This window comes from Kluyvera cryocrescens NBRC 102467, assembly GCF_001571285.1.
Classification (GTDB): Bacteria; Pseudomonadota; Gammaproteobacteria; order Enterobacterales; family Enterobacteriaceae; genus Kluyvera; species Kluyvera cryocrescens.
The window spans coordinates 123,948-138,679 of the sequence record NZ_BCTM01000013.1; the positions used below are offsets into that span (position 1 = coordinate 123,948).

Below are 14,732 nucleotides of genomic sequence, written 5' to 3' on the forward strand. Positions count from 1 at the left end.
GTCAGGCAAACGGCGCTTCGCCCTTCAGCGCTTTATCAATGATGGCTAACACACCTTCATCATTGTTATGCGGCGCATGATAGCCCGCGACGGCTTTTACCGCCTCGGCGGCGTTGGCCATTGCAAAGCCGTATCCGGCCTGTTTCACCATCTCAATATCATTTCCGCTGTCGCCGAAAGCGACCACTTCCTCATCGGCAATCCCCCAGCGGTCCTGCAGTAAACGCAGACCGTGTGCTTTATGCACACCGGGGATAATCAGGTCAATACTGCCGTGTCCGGTGGTCACTGCCGTCAGCAGATGGCCGAGCTTGGCGTCCAGCGTCGCCTGCATCTGCGGAACTTTGTCATCAGGAATATTCAGGGCGAACTTCAAAATGGTGTCATCGATATTGTCGAAGTTATCCACCAGTTCGATGCGGTGATAGTAGTGTTCGGCAATCTGATGGAAGCGCGGGTCATAGCTTTTCAGCGTATAGGCGCTGGCTTTACCACAGGCGATAATTTCAATTTCCGGGCGGGTCAGCAGGAAATCAACAATCTGCTGGAAGTGGTCGCGCGGCATTGAGCAGTTATACACATCTTCGCCCGCATCGCGCACCCAGCCGCCGTTCTCGGCCACGAAGGCGATTTCCCCAACAATCTCCGGGAAGAAGGAGGCCAGTTGGTAATACTGGTTACCGCTGGCGACCACGAAGCGAATCTGCTGCGCTTTCATCTGCTGATACTGCTGACGAAAACGCTCGCGGTTGTAGGTTTTCTTATCGTTGAGGAACGTGCCATCCATGTCTACGGCGATCAATTTAACGCTCATTAGTGACTCTCCATTACAGCGCGGGGCTCGGGTTTAGCCACCGCTTTTGCGACTATCGCGGCAATCAGAACCAGCGCCAGTACGGCCAGCATCGCGCTGCGCAGGCCGTAATGTTCGCCGAGGAAGCCGAGCAGCGGCGGTCCTACCAGGAACGCCAGATACCCGGTGGTGGCAACAACGCTTACGCGGGTAGGGGCATCCGGGCCGGTGTCGCTGGCAGCGGAAATGGTCAGTGGGAAACCGAGCGATGCGCCCAGACCCCATAGGATAACCGACACCCCGGCAACCCAGGGACTGTCGACAAAGATAATCAGTGCGATACCCAACGCGCCCATCAGTGCGCTGGCGCGGACCACGGTGACGCGGCTGTAGCGATCAATAAACCAACCGCCGGTAAAGCGGCCGACCGTCATCCCTAGCGTAAAGCCAGCATAAATCAGCGAGCCGGAGGTGGGGCTAAAGCCGTGGCCATCGACCATCAGCAGCGGTAGCCAGTCATTAGCGGAGCCTTCGGCAAAGGCCATCGCCAGCACCACGACGCCAATTAGCATCAGTTGCCCATCGCGCCAGAAAGGCACGCCTTTTTCCTGATGCTGTGCATTCTCGGCCTCGTTGCGCCCGGTACCGTCCGGAATGGCTTTGATCGCGATAGCAATGGGGGCGATACCCACCAGCGCCGCGACCAGAATATGCCACATGGCCGGCAGGCCAAAGGCAGTTACCGCCATGCCGACGCCCGCACCGACCAGGGTGCCAAAGCTGTAGAAGCCGTGCATCATTGGCAGCACGGTTTTTTTCATTTCGCGCTCAACCGCCGCGCCTTCGACGTTAATGGCGACTTCCGCCGAGCCGAAGCTCGCGCCAAAGATTGCCAGTCCAATGGCGAATACCCATGCTGAACTGAGATACAGCGCCAGGCTTAGGATCATCATGCCAACTAAAGCGCAAGACATGGTGGTGCGGATAACGGTGCGGGTACCGAATCGTTTCACTAAAAAGGCCGAACAGAGGATGCCGCTCATCGAACCAATCGACAGGCCAAACAGCACAATGCCCATTTCGGCGGTAGAAACCGACAGGATGTCACGGATTGCTGGAGTACGCGTGGCCCAGGAGGCCATCAACAAGCCGGGTAAAAAGAAGAACATAAAAAGTGCCCACATCCGCAGTTGCAGGGCTTTACGGGAGGTTAACGTTGTCATCCATTCGAGTCGGGTCGGAAAGTGTGCAGACAACACTAACAAGGTTGTGTACATTTGTACATAACCTGAAAGAGGAGAGTTATGGCTCGTCGACCGAATGACCCGCTGCGTCGCGCCCGTATTATTGATGCGACTCTGGAAACCATCGCCGTCCATGGCATTAGCGCGGTGACGCACCGCAAAATCGCCAGCTGTGCCGATGTCCCGCTGGGCTCAATGACCTACTATTTCGACGGCATTGAGGCCCTGCTGGGCGAAGCCTTTGCCACCTTTACGACACGAATGTCGGAGGAGTACACGGCATTCTTCACCGGCGTCACTACCGTTGATGGCGCCTGCGATGCGGTGGCGGAACTGATTTTCAGTAGCCAGGTCACCACGCCGAAAAATATGACGCTGATGTATCAGCTTTATGCGCTCGCCAGCAGTACGCCAACGCTAAAAGCGGTGATGCAAAACTGGATGCGCCGCAGCCAGCAAACGCTGGAGCAGTGGTTCGACCCGGCTACCGCCCGCGCGCTCGATGCGTTTATCGAGGGGATGACGCTGCACTTTGCAACCGACCGCCAGCCGCTCGCGCGTGAGGAGATCCGAAAAATGGTAGGGCGGATTGCGGGAGAGAATGGCTAAAAGCGTATACGCTTAGGCAAACTCTTTTGCCGAGGCCTTGCGATGACGACAGTATTATCCGGCGGCTGCCTGTGCGGCCGCATCACCTTCACTGCCATGAATCCCACCAACGCCCACAGCTGCTCTTGCGATATCTGCCAAAAACATACCGGCGGCCAGACCGTGGTGTGGCTCGAGTTCGCCGCCGACGATGTCCAGTGGACGGGAGAGGGCGGGCGGCCTGCCACTTGGCGCTCTTCTGACGTTTCCAGCCGCGCATTCTGCCCACGCTGCGGCAGCTCGCTGGGCGCAATTGACGACGGCCCGGTGATCGCGCTGCTGAGCGGCGTGTTTGACCAAAACCAGAGCGCCGCGTTTGCGCCTGATTTTCATGCCTTCGAGGATATGAAACCGCAGTGGTGGCGTGAGGTTTTGCCGGATGGGGAGTGAGGGCATAGTGGCACGGTTTACGATTGTGACTATTACCCCGGCGTCGTGATCTAAGGCTAAATAGTCATCACTGAAAGCTGAAAAACTATTAAGCAACCGGGTTTTTTAATCGTCTGCTGTAACCGGACTCGTCAGCAATCTCCAGCCGTTTCGCCTCCGCCATGGCTTTACTCCGCATCGCGGAAAGTAAAGGCTTAAAGGCGTGGGTGTTTCCCTGGATGTTTAATGGCAATGCTATGCTGCCAATCAGACTCTCTTCAAGAACCCAGGGTTCATCGTGTGCAACCCAATGCACTTTCGCGTTTTGTTCCATCCATCTATCCAGCCATTGTTCTCCTGAATGTGTGAAGGTGGTTCTGGTTCCGGAGCCAACGCGGCGAAGCGGAAAATGGCTTTCCGCAGCAAGTAAGACTCCTAGCGTTCGCCTAAGCGTTGAACCCTCAGCATTACCGCTGTAATGAGTTTTGATACGTGTTTTGAGATTAGCTTTACTGCTGGGTTTGCCCTTTTTATCGGGTGAGATACCGACATAAAGTAGAGTGTAGCCATCTTTCTCAATACAGCCTTCGGTTGGCACGCAAGAGGGGAGGTCTTTAAACCACCAGAAATAGACACCGTTTGTGGCAGGCACGGGGGTTGGCCTACTCATTACTTCTGCTCTGCTATAGGTTTTTTCAGGGTAAAACGCGAACATATTCAATCCTTACTATCTCTTTTATTTGATTTTATTCGATAGTAGGTGGGAATGCTTGATCACAAATAAATGGATGTTATGAATGACAGATCCAAGGGCTGTACTGAGCGGGAAGAGGCGGCGTTATGACGGCTGGCTGATGACTGGCCGAAGGAACCTATGTGAAGCGCCATGAACGTCAGGCAACAAAAAACCCATCAACCTTGAACCAAAGATGGCGGGGTTGATGGGCTCCACAAAATGGGGACATCAAAGAAAAGCAGTGGCACTAATTAAGACTTGCGCTTGGTCAAAAAGTTCTGCGTTGCGCAAAAATATTTTTCTTTTCTTTGTTTCCCATTGGCTCGGGCTAGCCGCCGAGCCCTGGCCAGATGATGATAATCAGCGTACCGGCCAATGTTAACAATACGTTAGCAATAGCATAGGTGCCCGCGTAGCCGAGCGCAGGAATGTTGCTGCGTGCGGTGTCGCTGATGATTTCCATTGCCGGCGCACAGGTTCGAGCACCCATAATCGCCCCGAACAGCAGCGCGCGGTTCATTCTCAGGATGTAGGCCCCGAACAGGAAGCAGATGACGACCGGGATCAGGCTGACGAACAATCCGGCAACCAGCATTTGCCCGCCCACCGCGCCGAGGCCGTTGCCAATCCCGCTACCGGCGCTCAGGCCGACGCCGGCCATAAATACCATCAGACCAAATTCTTTCACCATGTTCAGCGCACCCTGTGGGATGTAGCCGAAGGTCGGGTGGTTGGCACGCAGGAAGCCCAGCATGATACCGGCAAACAGCAGACCGGCCGCGTTGCCGACGCCGAAATTGAAGTTGCTGAACTGGAAGGTGATCATGCCGATCATCAGGCCTACGATAAAGAAGGCGCAGAAGGCCAGCAGGTCGGTCACCTGGCTGTGAATAGACACGAAGCCGATGCGGTCGGCGACGGTTTTCACGCGGCGCGCATCGCCGCTCACCTGCAGTACGTCGCCTTTGTTGAGCACTATGTTGTCGTCAATCGGCATCTCAATCTGGCTGCGGATCACGCGGTTCAGGAAGCAGCCGTGGTCGGTCAGCTTGAGCTGCGCCAGACGGCGGCCAACGACATTGTGGTTTTTGACCACAATCTCCTCGGTGACGATGCGCATATCCAGCAGGTCGCGGTCGAAGACTTCTTTACCGTTACGGAAACTTGGGTCAAGGCGCGCATGGGCGTCCGGGTAACCGACCAGTGAAATTTCGTCGCCCATTTGCAGCACCGCATCGCCGTCTGGGTTAGCGAGAATGCCGTTACGACGGATACGTTCGATATAGCAGCCTGTCTGGCGATAGATGCCCAGCTCGCGCAGATTTTTACCGTCGGCCCAGGCGACTAATTCCGGGCCCACGCGGTAGGCGCGGATCACCGGCAGATAGACTTTACGATTGGTATCGGTATCCAGACCGCGCTCGCGAGCGATTTGCTGGGCGCTGGTCTGCAGATCCTGGTGCTGGAACTTAGGCATATAGCGCGCGGCGACAATCAGGCTCACCAGACCAATCAGATAGGTCAGGGCGTAGCCGAGGCTCAGATGATCCTGCGCCTGCGCCAGCAGGCTGGCCTCCATGCCGGAGTGTCGTAGCGTATCGCCTGCACCCACCAGCACCGGGGTCGACGTCATCGAACCTGCCAGCAAACCCGCAGTCAGACCGATATCCCAGCCGAATAGCTTACCGAGTCCCAGGGCAATCAGCAGAGCGCTGCCGACCATCACCAGACCGAGCATCAGATAATTCTTGCCGTCGCGGAAGAAAATAGAAAAAAAGTTTGGCCCCGCTTCTACGCCTACGCAAAAAATAAACAGCATAAAGCCCAGGTTAAGCGCCTCAGTGTTAATACTGAAGTGTTGTTGCCCTAATAAGAGAGAAACCACTAAAACGCCAATGGAATTACCAAGTTGGATTGAGCCCAGGCGTAATTTACCGAGACAAAGCCCCAGCGCTAATACCACGAATAATAACAGGATGTAATTCCCGTTTAACAAATCTGCGACGTTTATATTCACGGAGTCTAACTTATTGTTTACCAGTAACGTGTTGAAAGGAATGGCTATTTGGTCTACTGTTGACCAAGGGCTATGGCATGTGTGCTGCTATCCTGTACCCGCAGAATAACCAGAAAATAGCGGACGATAGTTTAATCGTTCCTGGCTACTACTGCCAGTAACAATCGCTTTTAGCACAGAAGTGTTTTGGCATGGAAAGCCAATGACTTTATCTGACTGGGCGTCCGAAAGGACGAAGTCTGGATTTCGATAGAGAGATTTTTCAGGAGATGCGTGTGAAAACTGAACGCGGTTGGGCTGGTGTTATTTGCTGCTTCATATTATTTATTGTGGTTTTTTGTTCACTTCTTCTGCAAGTGAAGGGCGCTTTTCGCACATCGGGAACCCCTGAGCTGGGTCTGCTGTTTTTCCTGATTCCGGGCGTCGTTTCAAGCTTTATTTCTTCGCGCCGTCGGGTGCTGCGTCCGCTGCTGGGTGCTATTCTGGCGGCACCGCTGTGCCTTCTGCTGGCCCGGGTTTTCATTATCAGCGATCGTTCAATGTGGCAGGAACTGGCGTGGTTATTCAGCGCTATCTTCTGGTGCGCGCTGGGAGCGTTGTGTTATCTATTCGTCAGCTCAATGCTGGGCGATAAACGCCGGGAAGGAAAACGCCCGCTGTAGAGGCGGGCGCTGCAATCAGTATTAAGCAAACAGGCCGAGGTTTTCTTTCGCCCAGGCTTCAAAATCGGTACATCCACCAATGTGCTGCTGGTCGACAAAAATCTGTGGCACGGTCTCAACCGGTTTACCCACCGTTTTTTCCAGGTCGGCTTTGGTAATACCTTCCGCATGAATATCGACGTAACGGTAGTTAAAATCGTCACGTTCCTGAGTCAGTTTTTCCGCCAGCTCTTTTGCACGAACACAGTAAGGGCAACCAGGGCGACCAAAAATAACGGTAAACATATGTCTCTCCTTAAACGAGCGGACTAATCAATGTGCCTGTCGGCGAATGGCGCTTATCATGCCGCGCTAAGGCAGAAGGGGAAAGAAGGTTCTACCTGTTGTTACGATTCATTCAGGCTATGTTTGGCTAATTATTTTTTGCGGTCTTGCCGTTATACTCGTCGTCAATAGCCTAACAAATTGCGGTACAGATTCACCGGAGAAACGTATGCGTTCGCTCGGAGCACTCCCGAAAAGCGTGTTAATACTGGAGGCCATCGGCATGGTTGTGCTGGCTGCGGCATGGTTGTCGTTGAATCAGTACGTCACGCTGCCCGACCCCTTTGCCAGCCAGTTGGCGGCGGTGGTGATGATCTTCGTGGGTATTGCGCTAATGCTGCCCGCCGCAGCGGTGCTTTTTTGGAGCATTGCCCGTACGGTCGCCCCGCAGCTGATGAATTCTGACCTGCCGCGCAAAAAGGAAAAAAAAGATGACACCGACCATTGAGGTTTTGCTTAACCATCGCTCCATTCGCCAGTTTACCAACGAAGCTATTAGCGACGAGCAGCGCGAGGCGATTATTGCCAGCGCGCAGGCGACGTCCAGTTCGAGCTTTTTGCAGTGCACTTCCATTATCCGCATCACCGATAAATCGACGCGTGCGCAGCTGGTTGAGCTGACTGGTGGGCAGGCCCACGTGGCGCAGGCGGCCGAGTTTTGGGTGTTCTGTGCCGATTTTCATCGTCATCTGGAAATCTGTCCGGATGCACAGTTGGGGCTGGCTGAACAGTTGCTACTGGGCGTGGTCGATACGTCGTTGATGGCGCAGAATGCGCTGACCGCGGCGGAGTCGCTGGGGCTTGGCGGCGTGTACATCGGCGGTCTGCGTAACAATATCCAGCAGGTGACGGATCTGCTCGGCTTACCAAAACACGTGCTGCCGCTGTTTGGCCTGTGCCTCGGCTGGCCGGCCAGTCAGCCGGATCTCAAGCCGCGCCTGCCGGCTTCGCTGCTGGTGCATGAAAACCACTATCAGCCGCTCGATAAGGCGGAGCTGGATCGTTATGACGAGCTGCTGGCGCAGTATTATCTGTCGCGTAGCACCAATGCTCGTCGCGATACCTGGAGTGACCATATTCGCCGTACGCTTATCAAAGAGAATCGACCATTTATTCTCGATTACCTGCATAAGCAGGGTTGGGCAACGCGCTGATAGATGACGAATAATTGGCGGGGCTAAAGCCTGAAATTGTGTGCGGGCGCATGCACCCGGCCCGGTGGGCGCTGTATCATACGTCGGCTTTTTTAAGGTCTTCAGGAGAGGTAAAGGGTGAAAATTGCCATTTTGTCCCGGGATGGAACGCTCTATTCGTGCAAGCGCCTGCGTGAGGCAGCCAGGCGTCGGGGGCATATTGTTGAAGTGCTCGACCCGCTTTCTTGCTATATGAATATTAATCCTGCCGCGTCGTCTATTCATTATAAAGGGCAGCAGCTACCGCACTACGACGCGGTGATCCCGCGTATTGGATCGGCGATTACCTACTATGGCATGGCTGCGCTACGCCAGTTTGAAATGCTGGGAAGCTATCCGCTAAACGAATCGGTGGCCATTACCCGCGCCCGCGACAAGCTGCGATCTTTGCAACTGCTGGCGCGTCAGGGCATCGATCTCCCCGTCACCGGTATTGCACACTCCCCGGACGATACCAGCGATCTTATTGATATGGTGGGCGGCGCGCCGCTGGTGGTGAAACTGGTGGAAGGGACGCAGGGGATCGGCGTGGTGTTGGCGGAAACCCGGCAGGCGGCGGAGAGCGTCGTGGACGCGTTTCGTGGCCTGAATGCCCATATCCTGGTTCAGGAGTACATCAAAGAAGCCAAAGGTCGCGATATCCGCTGCCTGGTGGTGGGTAATGAAGTGGTGGCGGCGATTGAGCGGCGGGCAAAAGACGGCGATTTTCGCTCGAATCTGCACCGTGGCGGTGTCGCGACGGTCGCGGATATCACCGCTGCCGAGCGTGAAATTGCGGTGAAAGCGGCACAAACGCTGGGTCTTGATGTTGCCGGTGTCGATATTTTGCGTGCCAGCCGCGGTCCGCTGGTGATGGAAGTGAACGCTTCACCCGGTCTTGAAGGGGTGGAAACCACCACCGGAATCGATATTGCGGGCAAAATGATCGAGTGGATCGAGCGCCAGGCGCGCCCAGGCTTTTGCCTGAAAATCGGCGGATAGTACGTCTATCGTGGTATGCACTGGCGTTTTTGCGTAGACTGTGCGCTAAAATCGTACTTTTACCGGGCCTACGCCCGGTAGTTTGTTTTTCTGGGTTGTTATTTTACTGCATGAGGTCATAGGCAATATGGATTCTCTCGTCGTCCCGAGTCTGGATACGTTACGTCAGTGGCTCGACGAAATGGGCATGAGCTTTTTTGAGTGCGACACCTGTCAGGCGCTGCACCTGCCGCACATGCAAAATTTTGAGGGCATTTTTGATGCCAAAATCGATCTCATCGATAACGTCGTGCTGTTTTCCGCGTTGGCTGAGGTAAAACCTTCCGCGCTGCTGGCGCTGGGTGCCGATCTCTCAGCGATTAACGCCAGTTCACTGACGGTAAAAGCGTTTCTCGATATGCAGGATGATAATCTGCCAAAACTGGTGGTATGCCAGTCTTTATCCGCAGCCGTGGGGGTGACTTTCGAACAGTTCTCCTCATTTGTGCAGCAAAGTGAAGAACAGGTTTCCATGGTGATTCTTGAGGCCTCGGCGCATGACCTGCTGTATAAGGCTGAAGAGAGCGAGCAGCCGCCGGAAGATATTCAATACCATTTTCTTCACTAAGCCAGCCGGCGAAATAGCGCAGTCACTGCCATAGTGGCTGCATATCACATTCTTTTATTCTGCTTTTAACCTATCTTTAAAGATTCTTTCACTACCTGATTGCCGCTTTTGGCTTATCAGATAGAGTGATCTTGCATAAAAAATTGATAAAAGGCGTTTTTTACACTGCCCTATAGCCTCTGACCCGGGCTACAGTTATTCTTTCGACATATCGATGCCCCCCTCTGTATTGCTAGCAATAATCATTGTTGGCGAGATTCTTGCATCGGTATTGCGAGCAATGACTGCAGGGGAGCCCGGTCTCTTCTCTTTCATATAGTCCGAAATAATATGCATGATTTCTGCATACTCTAAATTGCGTATATTTAGTCCGTTTGTTAACGGGCGACGAGAAGGATAAGAGATATGGCCGCCTTGAATAAAAAATGGTTAACAGGTCTGGTGACGGGTGCGCTGATGGCCGCCTCGGCAAGCGTGCTCGCTGCAGAACAAAAAACGCTGCATGTTTATAACTGGTCTGACTATATCGCGCCGGACACCGTGGCGAACTTTGAAAAAGAGACCGGGATTAAAGTCGTGTACGACGTATTCGACTCCAACGAGGTGCTGGAAGGCAAACTGATGGCCGGCAGCACCGGCTTTGACCTGGTGGTGCCGTCCGCAAGCTTCCTTGAACGCCAACTGACGGCAGGCGTGTTCCAGCCGCTGGATAAGAGCAAGCTGCCAAACTGGAAAAACCTCGATCCGGATGTACTGAAGCTGGTGGCTCGTCACGACCCGGACAATAAATATGCGCTGCCTTATCTGTGGGCGACCACCGGCATTGGCTATAACGTCGATAAAGTGAAAGCCGTGTTGGGCAAAGACGTACCGCTGAACAGCTGGGATCTGGTGATGAAACCAGAGAACCTCGAGAAGCTGAAAAGCTGCGGCGTCTCATTCCTCGATGCACCGGAAGAGATTTTTGCCACCGTGCTGAATTACCTTGGCAAAGATCCGAACAGCACCAAGGCTGATGATTACAGCGGTCCGGCGACCGATCTGCTGCTGAAGCTGCGTCCGAATATCCGCTACTTCCACTCTTCGCAATACATTAACGATCTCGCGAACGGCGATATCTGCGTGGCCATCGGCTGGGCGGGTGACGTCTGGCAGGCGGCTAACCGCGCCAAAGAGGCGAAAAACGGCGTGAACGTTTCTTACTTCATTCCAAAAGAGGGGGCGCTGGCCTTCTTCGACGTCTTCGCGATGCCGGCAGATGCCAAAAATAAAGATGAGGCCTATCAGTTCCTTAACTACCTGATGCGTCCAGACGTTATCGCGCATATCAGCGACCACGTGTTCTACGCCAACGGGAATAAGGCTTCTACGCCGCTAGTGAGCGCCGAAGTTCGCGATAACCCGGCGATTTATCCGCCGGCTGATGTCTTCGCCAAACTGTTTACGCTGAAAGTCCAGGATCCAAAAATTGACCGCGTCAGAACGCGTGCATGGACGAAAGTGAAAAGTGGGAAGTAATTCAATCACCTGAAAAGTGATGATTATGCACCGGGGCAGTGCAACTGCCCCAATCTGGACACCGGCCGCCCGGCCGGTAGCCAGGGGTTGATATGACAACCGGGTCATATTGATATTTGTTTTTTGCCGGAGAGCACCAGATTGAACGACGCTATTCCCCGCCCACAGGCGAAAACTCGCAAAGCGCTCACCCCGCTGCTGGAAATCCGTAATCTGACCAAATCGTTTGACGGTCAGCACGCGGTCGATGACGTTAACCTCACCATTTATAAAGGCGAAATCTTTGCCCTGCTGGGCGCTTCCGGCTGTGGAAAATCAACCCTGCTGCGTATGCTGGCGGGATTTGAACAGCCAACGGCCGGGCAAATTGTGCTGGACGGCGTTGACCTGGCGCAGGTGCCACCGTATCTACGCCCGATTAATATGATGTTCCAGTCGTATGCGCTCTTCCCGCATATGACCGTCGAACAGAATATTGCCTTTGGCCTCAAGCAGGACAAACTGCCAAAAGCCGAAATCACTGCCCGCGTGAATGAAATGCTGGCGCTGGTGCATATGCAGGAGTTCGCCAAACGCAAACCGCATCAGCTCTCCGGCGGCCAGCGTCAGCGCGTGGCGCTGGCGCGCAGCCTGGCCAAGCGGCCAAAGCTTTTGCTGCTGGATGAACCGATGGGTGCGCTGGATAAAAAGCTGCGCGATCGTATGCAGCTGGAAGTGGTGGACATTCTGGAGCGCGTTGGCGTGACCTGCGTGATGGTGACCCATGACCAGGAAGAGGCCATGACCATGGCGGGGCGTATCGCCATTATGAACCGCGGTAAGTTCGTGCAGATTGGCGAACCGGAAGAGATTTATGAGCACCCAACCACCCGCTACAGCGCCGAATTTATCGGCTCGGTCAACGTCTTTGAAGGGCTGTTAAAAGAGCGCCAGGAAGATGGCCTGGTGATTGAATCGCCGGGGCTGGTGCACCCGCTGAAGGTGGATCCTGATGCTTCGGTGGTCGACAACGTCCCGGTCTACGTGGCGCTGCGTCCGGAGAAAATCATGCTCTGTGACGAACCGCCGGCCGATGGCTATAACTTTGCCGTCGGTGAAGTGGTGCACATCGCCTACCTGGGCGATCTCTCTATCTACCACGTGCGGCTGCAGAGCGGCCAGATGATCAGCGCTCAGCTACAGAACGAACATCGCTACCAGAAAGGGTTGCCGACCTGGGGTGATGAAGTGCGTCTGTGCTGGGAAGCCGATAGCTGTGTGGTACTGACGGTTTAAGGAGGGGCGATGAGTATTTATGAACCACCGGCCCGCCCGCATAAGCCGGGTGGGATAGCCCTATGGCTGGCGCGCATCAATATGAAACATGGCCGCAAGCTGGTCATTGCGATGCCATATATTTGGCTGATTTTACTGTTTTTGCTGCCGTTTCTGATCGTCTTTAAAATCAGCCTCGCTGAAATGGCGCGGGCCATTCCACCGTATACCGATCTGATGGAGTGGGCGGATGGTCAGCTGAGCCTGACGCTGAACTTTGGCAACTACCTGCAGCTGACCGACGATCCGCTCTACTTTGAAGCCTATCTCCAGTCGCTTCAGGTGGCGGGGATCTCAACGATCTGCTGTTTGTTGCTTGGCTATCCGCTGGCCTGGGCGGTGGCGCACAGTAAACCGTCGACCCGCAATATCCTGCTGCTGCTGGTGATCCTGCCGTCGTGGACCTCATTTTTGATTCGCGTCTACGCCTGGATGGGGATTCTGAAAAACAACGGCGTGCTGAATAATTTCCTGATGTGGCTCGGCGTTATCGACCAGCCGCTGACCATTCTGCACACCAACCTTGCGGTGTATATCGGTATCGTTTACGCCTATCTGCCGTTTATGGTGTTGCCAATCTATACTGCGCTGACCCGCATTGATTATTCGCTGGTTGAAGCCTCGCTGGATCTTGGCGCGCGCCCGCTGAAAACCTTCTTCAGCGTGATTGTGCCGCTCACCAAAGGCGGCATTATTGCCGGCTCGATGCTGGTGTTTATCCCGGCGGTAGGGGAGTTTGTGATCCCGGAACTGCTGGGTGGGCCGGATAGCATCATGATTGGCCGCGTGCTGTGGCAGGAATTCTTCAACAACCGCGATTGGCCGGTGGCTTCGGCGGTGGCGATCGTCATGCTATTGCTGTTGATCGTGCCGATCATGTGGTTCCACAAATATCAGCAAAAACAGATGGGGGATCACGGATGAATAACTTACCGGTTGTGCGCTCGCCGTGGCGCATCCTGATTCTGGTGATAGGGTTTACGTTCCTCTACGCCCCAATGCTGATGTTGGTTATCTATTCATTTAACAGCTCGAAGCTGGTGACCGTGTGGGCGGGCTGGTCGACGCGCTGGTACGGTGAACTGTTCCGCGATGACGCGATGATGAGCGCGGTGGGGCTGAGTCTGACCATTGCCGCTGCGGCGGCAACGATGGCGGCGATCCTGGGCACCATCGCGGCGATGGTGATGGTGCGCTTTGGCCGCTTCCGCGGGTCCAATGGCTTTGCCTTTATGATCACCGCGCCGTTGGTTATGCCGGATGTGATCACCGGGCTGTCGCTGCTGCTGCTGTTCGTCGCTCTGGCGCACGCCATCGGCTGGCCGGCGGATCGTGGCATGCTGACTATCTGGCTGGCGCACGTGACCTTCTGTACCGCCTATGTTGCGGTGGTTATCTCTTCGCGGCTGCGCGAAATTGATCACTCGATTGAAGAGGCGGCGATGGATTTGGGCGCGACGCCGCTGAAGGTGTTTTTCATCATCACGCTGCCGATGATTATGCCGGCGGTGATCTCCGGCTGGCTGCTGGCCTTTACGCTGTCGCTTGATGATCTGGTGATTGCCAGCTTTGTCTCCGGTCCGGGAGCCACGACGTTACCGATGCTGGTGTTCTCCAGCGTGCGGATGGGGGTCAATCCAGAGATCAATGCTCTGGCGTCGCTGATTTTAGGCGTCGTCGGAATTGTCGGATTAATCGCCTGGTATCTGATGGCGCGCGCAGAAAAACAACGGGTGCGCGATATCCAGCGTGCAAGACGCGGATAATCCACTTAAAATCGATACGGATATGCAGTCGATGCCGCGAACGTTCGCGGCATCGTTTTCATGGAAGGCATCACATTGGAACTGTTTACTCGAACTCGTCGGTCGCATGCCCGTTTGAATGTTCCTGCTATTGTGCAGGTGGCCGCGCTCGCGATTATTTTAATCCGCTGCCTCGATCTGTTGATGATATTCAACCTGCTCGGGTTTGCCGGAATGGTTGATTTTATCCATCGCAGCGTCCAGACCTGGACGTTGACGCTGGTCTTTCTGAGTAGCCTGATGCTGGTCTTTGTCGAGATTGGCTGTGCGTTTTCGCTGGTGAAAGGGCGAAACTGGGCGCGCTGGGTTTACTTGCTCACCCAGGTGATTGCCGCCAGCTACCTGTGGGCCGCCTCGCTCGGCTACGGTTACCCTGAGCTGTTCAGTATTGCCGGGGAGTCAAAACGGGAGATTTTCCGTTCGCTGGTCATGCAAAAGATGCCGGATCTGCTGGTTTTATTCCTGCTATTTGTTCCCTCAGCCTCGCGGCGATTTTTCCGCTTACAATAACGGTGATACAA

The 14,732-nt window shown here is 54.7% G+C and carries 17 protein-coding genes; 12 read left to right on the plus strand and 5 right to left on the minus strand.

Annotated elements, in window-relative coordinates:
- Position 1 precedes the first annotated feature (1 nt).
- Positions 2-814 carry a Cof-type HAD-IIB family hydrolase gene (locus KCR01S_RS11000; protein WP_061282791.1) on the minus strand — a complete coding sequence of 271 codons (813 nt, stop codon included), beginning with the start codon at positions 812-814 and terminating at the stop codon, positions 2-4.
- A complete protein-coding gene (locus tag KCR01S_RS11005; RefSeq protein WP_061282792.1) occupies positions 814-2,016 on the minus strand; it encodes an MFS transporter in 1,203 nt (400 codons plus the stop codon). Before KCR01S_RS11005 ends, KCR01S_RS11000 begins: the two co-directional genes overlap by 1 nt.
- An 81-nt stretch (positions 2,017-2,097) precedes the next feature.
- Here KCR01S_RS11005 and KCR01S_RS11010 point away from each other — a divergent pair, with 81 nt between their 5' ends.
- Positions 2,098-2,646 carry a TetR/AcrR family transcriptional regulator gene (locus KCR01S_RS11010; RefSeq protein WP_061282793.1) on the plus strand — a complete coding sequence of 183 codons (549 nt, stop codon included), beginning with the start codon at positions 2,098-2,100 and terminating at the stop codon, positions 2,644-2,646.
- 42 nt (positions 2,647-2,688) lie between these two features.
- On the plus strand, positions 2,689-3,075 hold the full coding sequence (locus KCR01S_RS11015) for a GFA family protein (protein ID WP_061282794.1): 387 nt from the start codon (positions 2,689-2,691) through the stop codon (positions 3,073-3,075).
- Positions 3,076-3,163: 88 nt separating this feature from the next.
- On the opposite strand, the gene KCR01S_RS25620 is transcribed toward KCR01S_RS11015, so the two are convergent.
- Positions 3,164-3,769: a GIY-YIG nuclease family protein gene (locus KCR01S_RS25620; protein WP_061282795.1), complete on the minus strand. Its 606-nt coding sequence runs from the start codon at positions 3,767-3,769 to the stop codon at positions 3,164-3,166.
- 349 nt (positions 3,770-4,118) lie between these two features.
- Positions 4,119-5,807 (minus strand): aspartate:alanine antiporter, encoded by a 1,689-nt coding sequence (locus tag KCR01S_RS11025; protein ID WP_061282796.1) that lies wholly within the window; start codon positions 5,805-5,807, stop codon positions 4,119-4,121.
- A 275-nt stretch (positions 5,808-6,082) separates the two neighbouring features.
- On the opposite strand from KCR01S_RS11025, the gene KCR01S_RS11030 reads away from it, so the two are divergent.
- Complete coding sequence (locus KCR01S_RS11030; protein WP_061282797.1) at positions 6,083-6,469, plus strand: inner membrane protein YbjM; 387 nt, start codon at positions 6,083-6,085, stop codon at positions 6,467-6,469.
- A gap of 21 nt (positions 6,470-6,490) precedes the next feature.
- Here KCR01S_RS11030 and KCR01S_RS11035 read toward each other — a convergent pair whose 3' ends face one another.
- Positions 6,491-6,754 (minus strand): GrxA family glutaredoxin, encoded by a 264-nt coding sequence (locus KCR01S_RS11035; protein ID WP_052284291.1) that lies wholly within the window; start codon positions 6,752-6,754, stop codon positions 6,491-6,493.
- 208 nt (positions 6,755-6,962) lie between these two features.
- Here KCR01S_RS11035 and KCR01S_RS11040 point away from each other — a divergent pair, with 208 nt between their 5' ends.
- From KCR01S_RS11040 to KCR01S_RS11080, 9 genes are all read left to right on the plus strand, one after another.
- Complete coding sequence (locus tag KCR01S_RS11040; RefSeq protein ID WP_061282798.1) at positions 6,963-7,241, plus strand: YbjC family protein; 279 nt, start codon at positions 6,963-6,965, stop codon at positions 7,239-7,241.
- Positions 7,225-7,947, plus strand: a complete 723-nt coding sequence (gene nfsA / locus KCR01S_RS11045) for an oxygen-insensitive NADPH nitroreductase (protein WP_061282799.1) — start codon at positions 7,225-7,227, stop codon at positions 7,945-7,947. The genes KCR01S_RS11040 and nfsA overlap by 17 nt, the downstream gene beginning before the upstream one ends.
- 117 nt (positions 7,948-8,064) lie before the next feature.
- Entirely contained in the window at positions 8,065-8,967 is a 903-nt protein-coding gene (gene rimK / locus KCR01S_RS11050) for a 30S ribosomal protein S6--L-glutamate ligase (protein WP_061282800.1), read from the plus strand.
- Positions 8,968-9,094: 127 nt separating this feature from the next.
- Positions 9,095-9,574, plus strand: a complete 480-nt coding sequence (locus KCR01S_RS11055) for a type III secretion system chaperone family protein (protein ID WP_061282801.1) — start codon at positions 9,095-9,097, stop codon at positions 9,572-9,574.
- A gap of 405 nt (positions 9,575-9,979) precedes the next feature.
- A complete protein-coding gene (potF, locus tag KCR01S_RS11060) occupies positions 9,980-11,092 on the plus strand; it encodes a spermidine/putrescine ABC transporter substrate-binding protein PotF (protein ID WP_061282802.1) in 1,113 nt (370 codons plus the stop codon).
- A gap of 141 nt (positions 11,093-11,233) precedes the next feature.
- On the plus strand, positions 11,234-12,367 hold the full coding sequence (potG, locus tag KCR01S_RS11065) for a putrescine ABC transporter ATP-binding subunit PotG (protein WP_061282803.1): 1,134 nt from the start codon (positions 11,234-11,236) through the stop codon (positions 12,365-12,367).
- A gap of 9 nt (positions 12,368-12,376) precedes the next feature.
- Complete coding sequence (gene potH / locus KCR01S_RS11070; RefSeq protein ID WP_061282804.1) at positions 12,377-13,330, plus strand: putrescine ABC transporter permease PotH; 954 nt, start codon at positions 12,377-12,379, stop codon at positions 13,328-13,330.
- Positions 13,327-14,172, plus strand: a complete 846-nt coding sequence (potI, locus tag KCR01S_RS11075; protein WP_052284299.1) for a putrescine ABC transporter permease PotI — start codon at positions 13,327-13,329, stop codon at positions 14,170-14,172. Before potH ends, potI begins: the two co-directional genes overlap by 4 nt.
- 60 nt (positions 14,173-14,232) lie before the next feature.
- Entirely contained in the window at positions 14,233-14,721 is a 489-nt protein-coding gene (locus KCR01S_RS11080; protein WP_061282805.1) for a YbjO family protein, read from the plus strand.
- Positions 14,722-14,732: the final 11 nt, after the last annotated feature.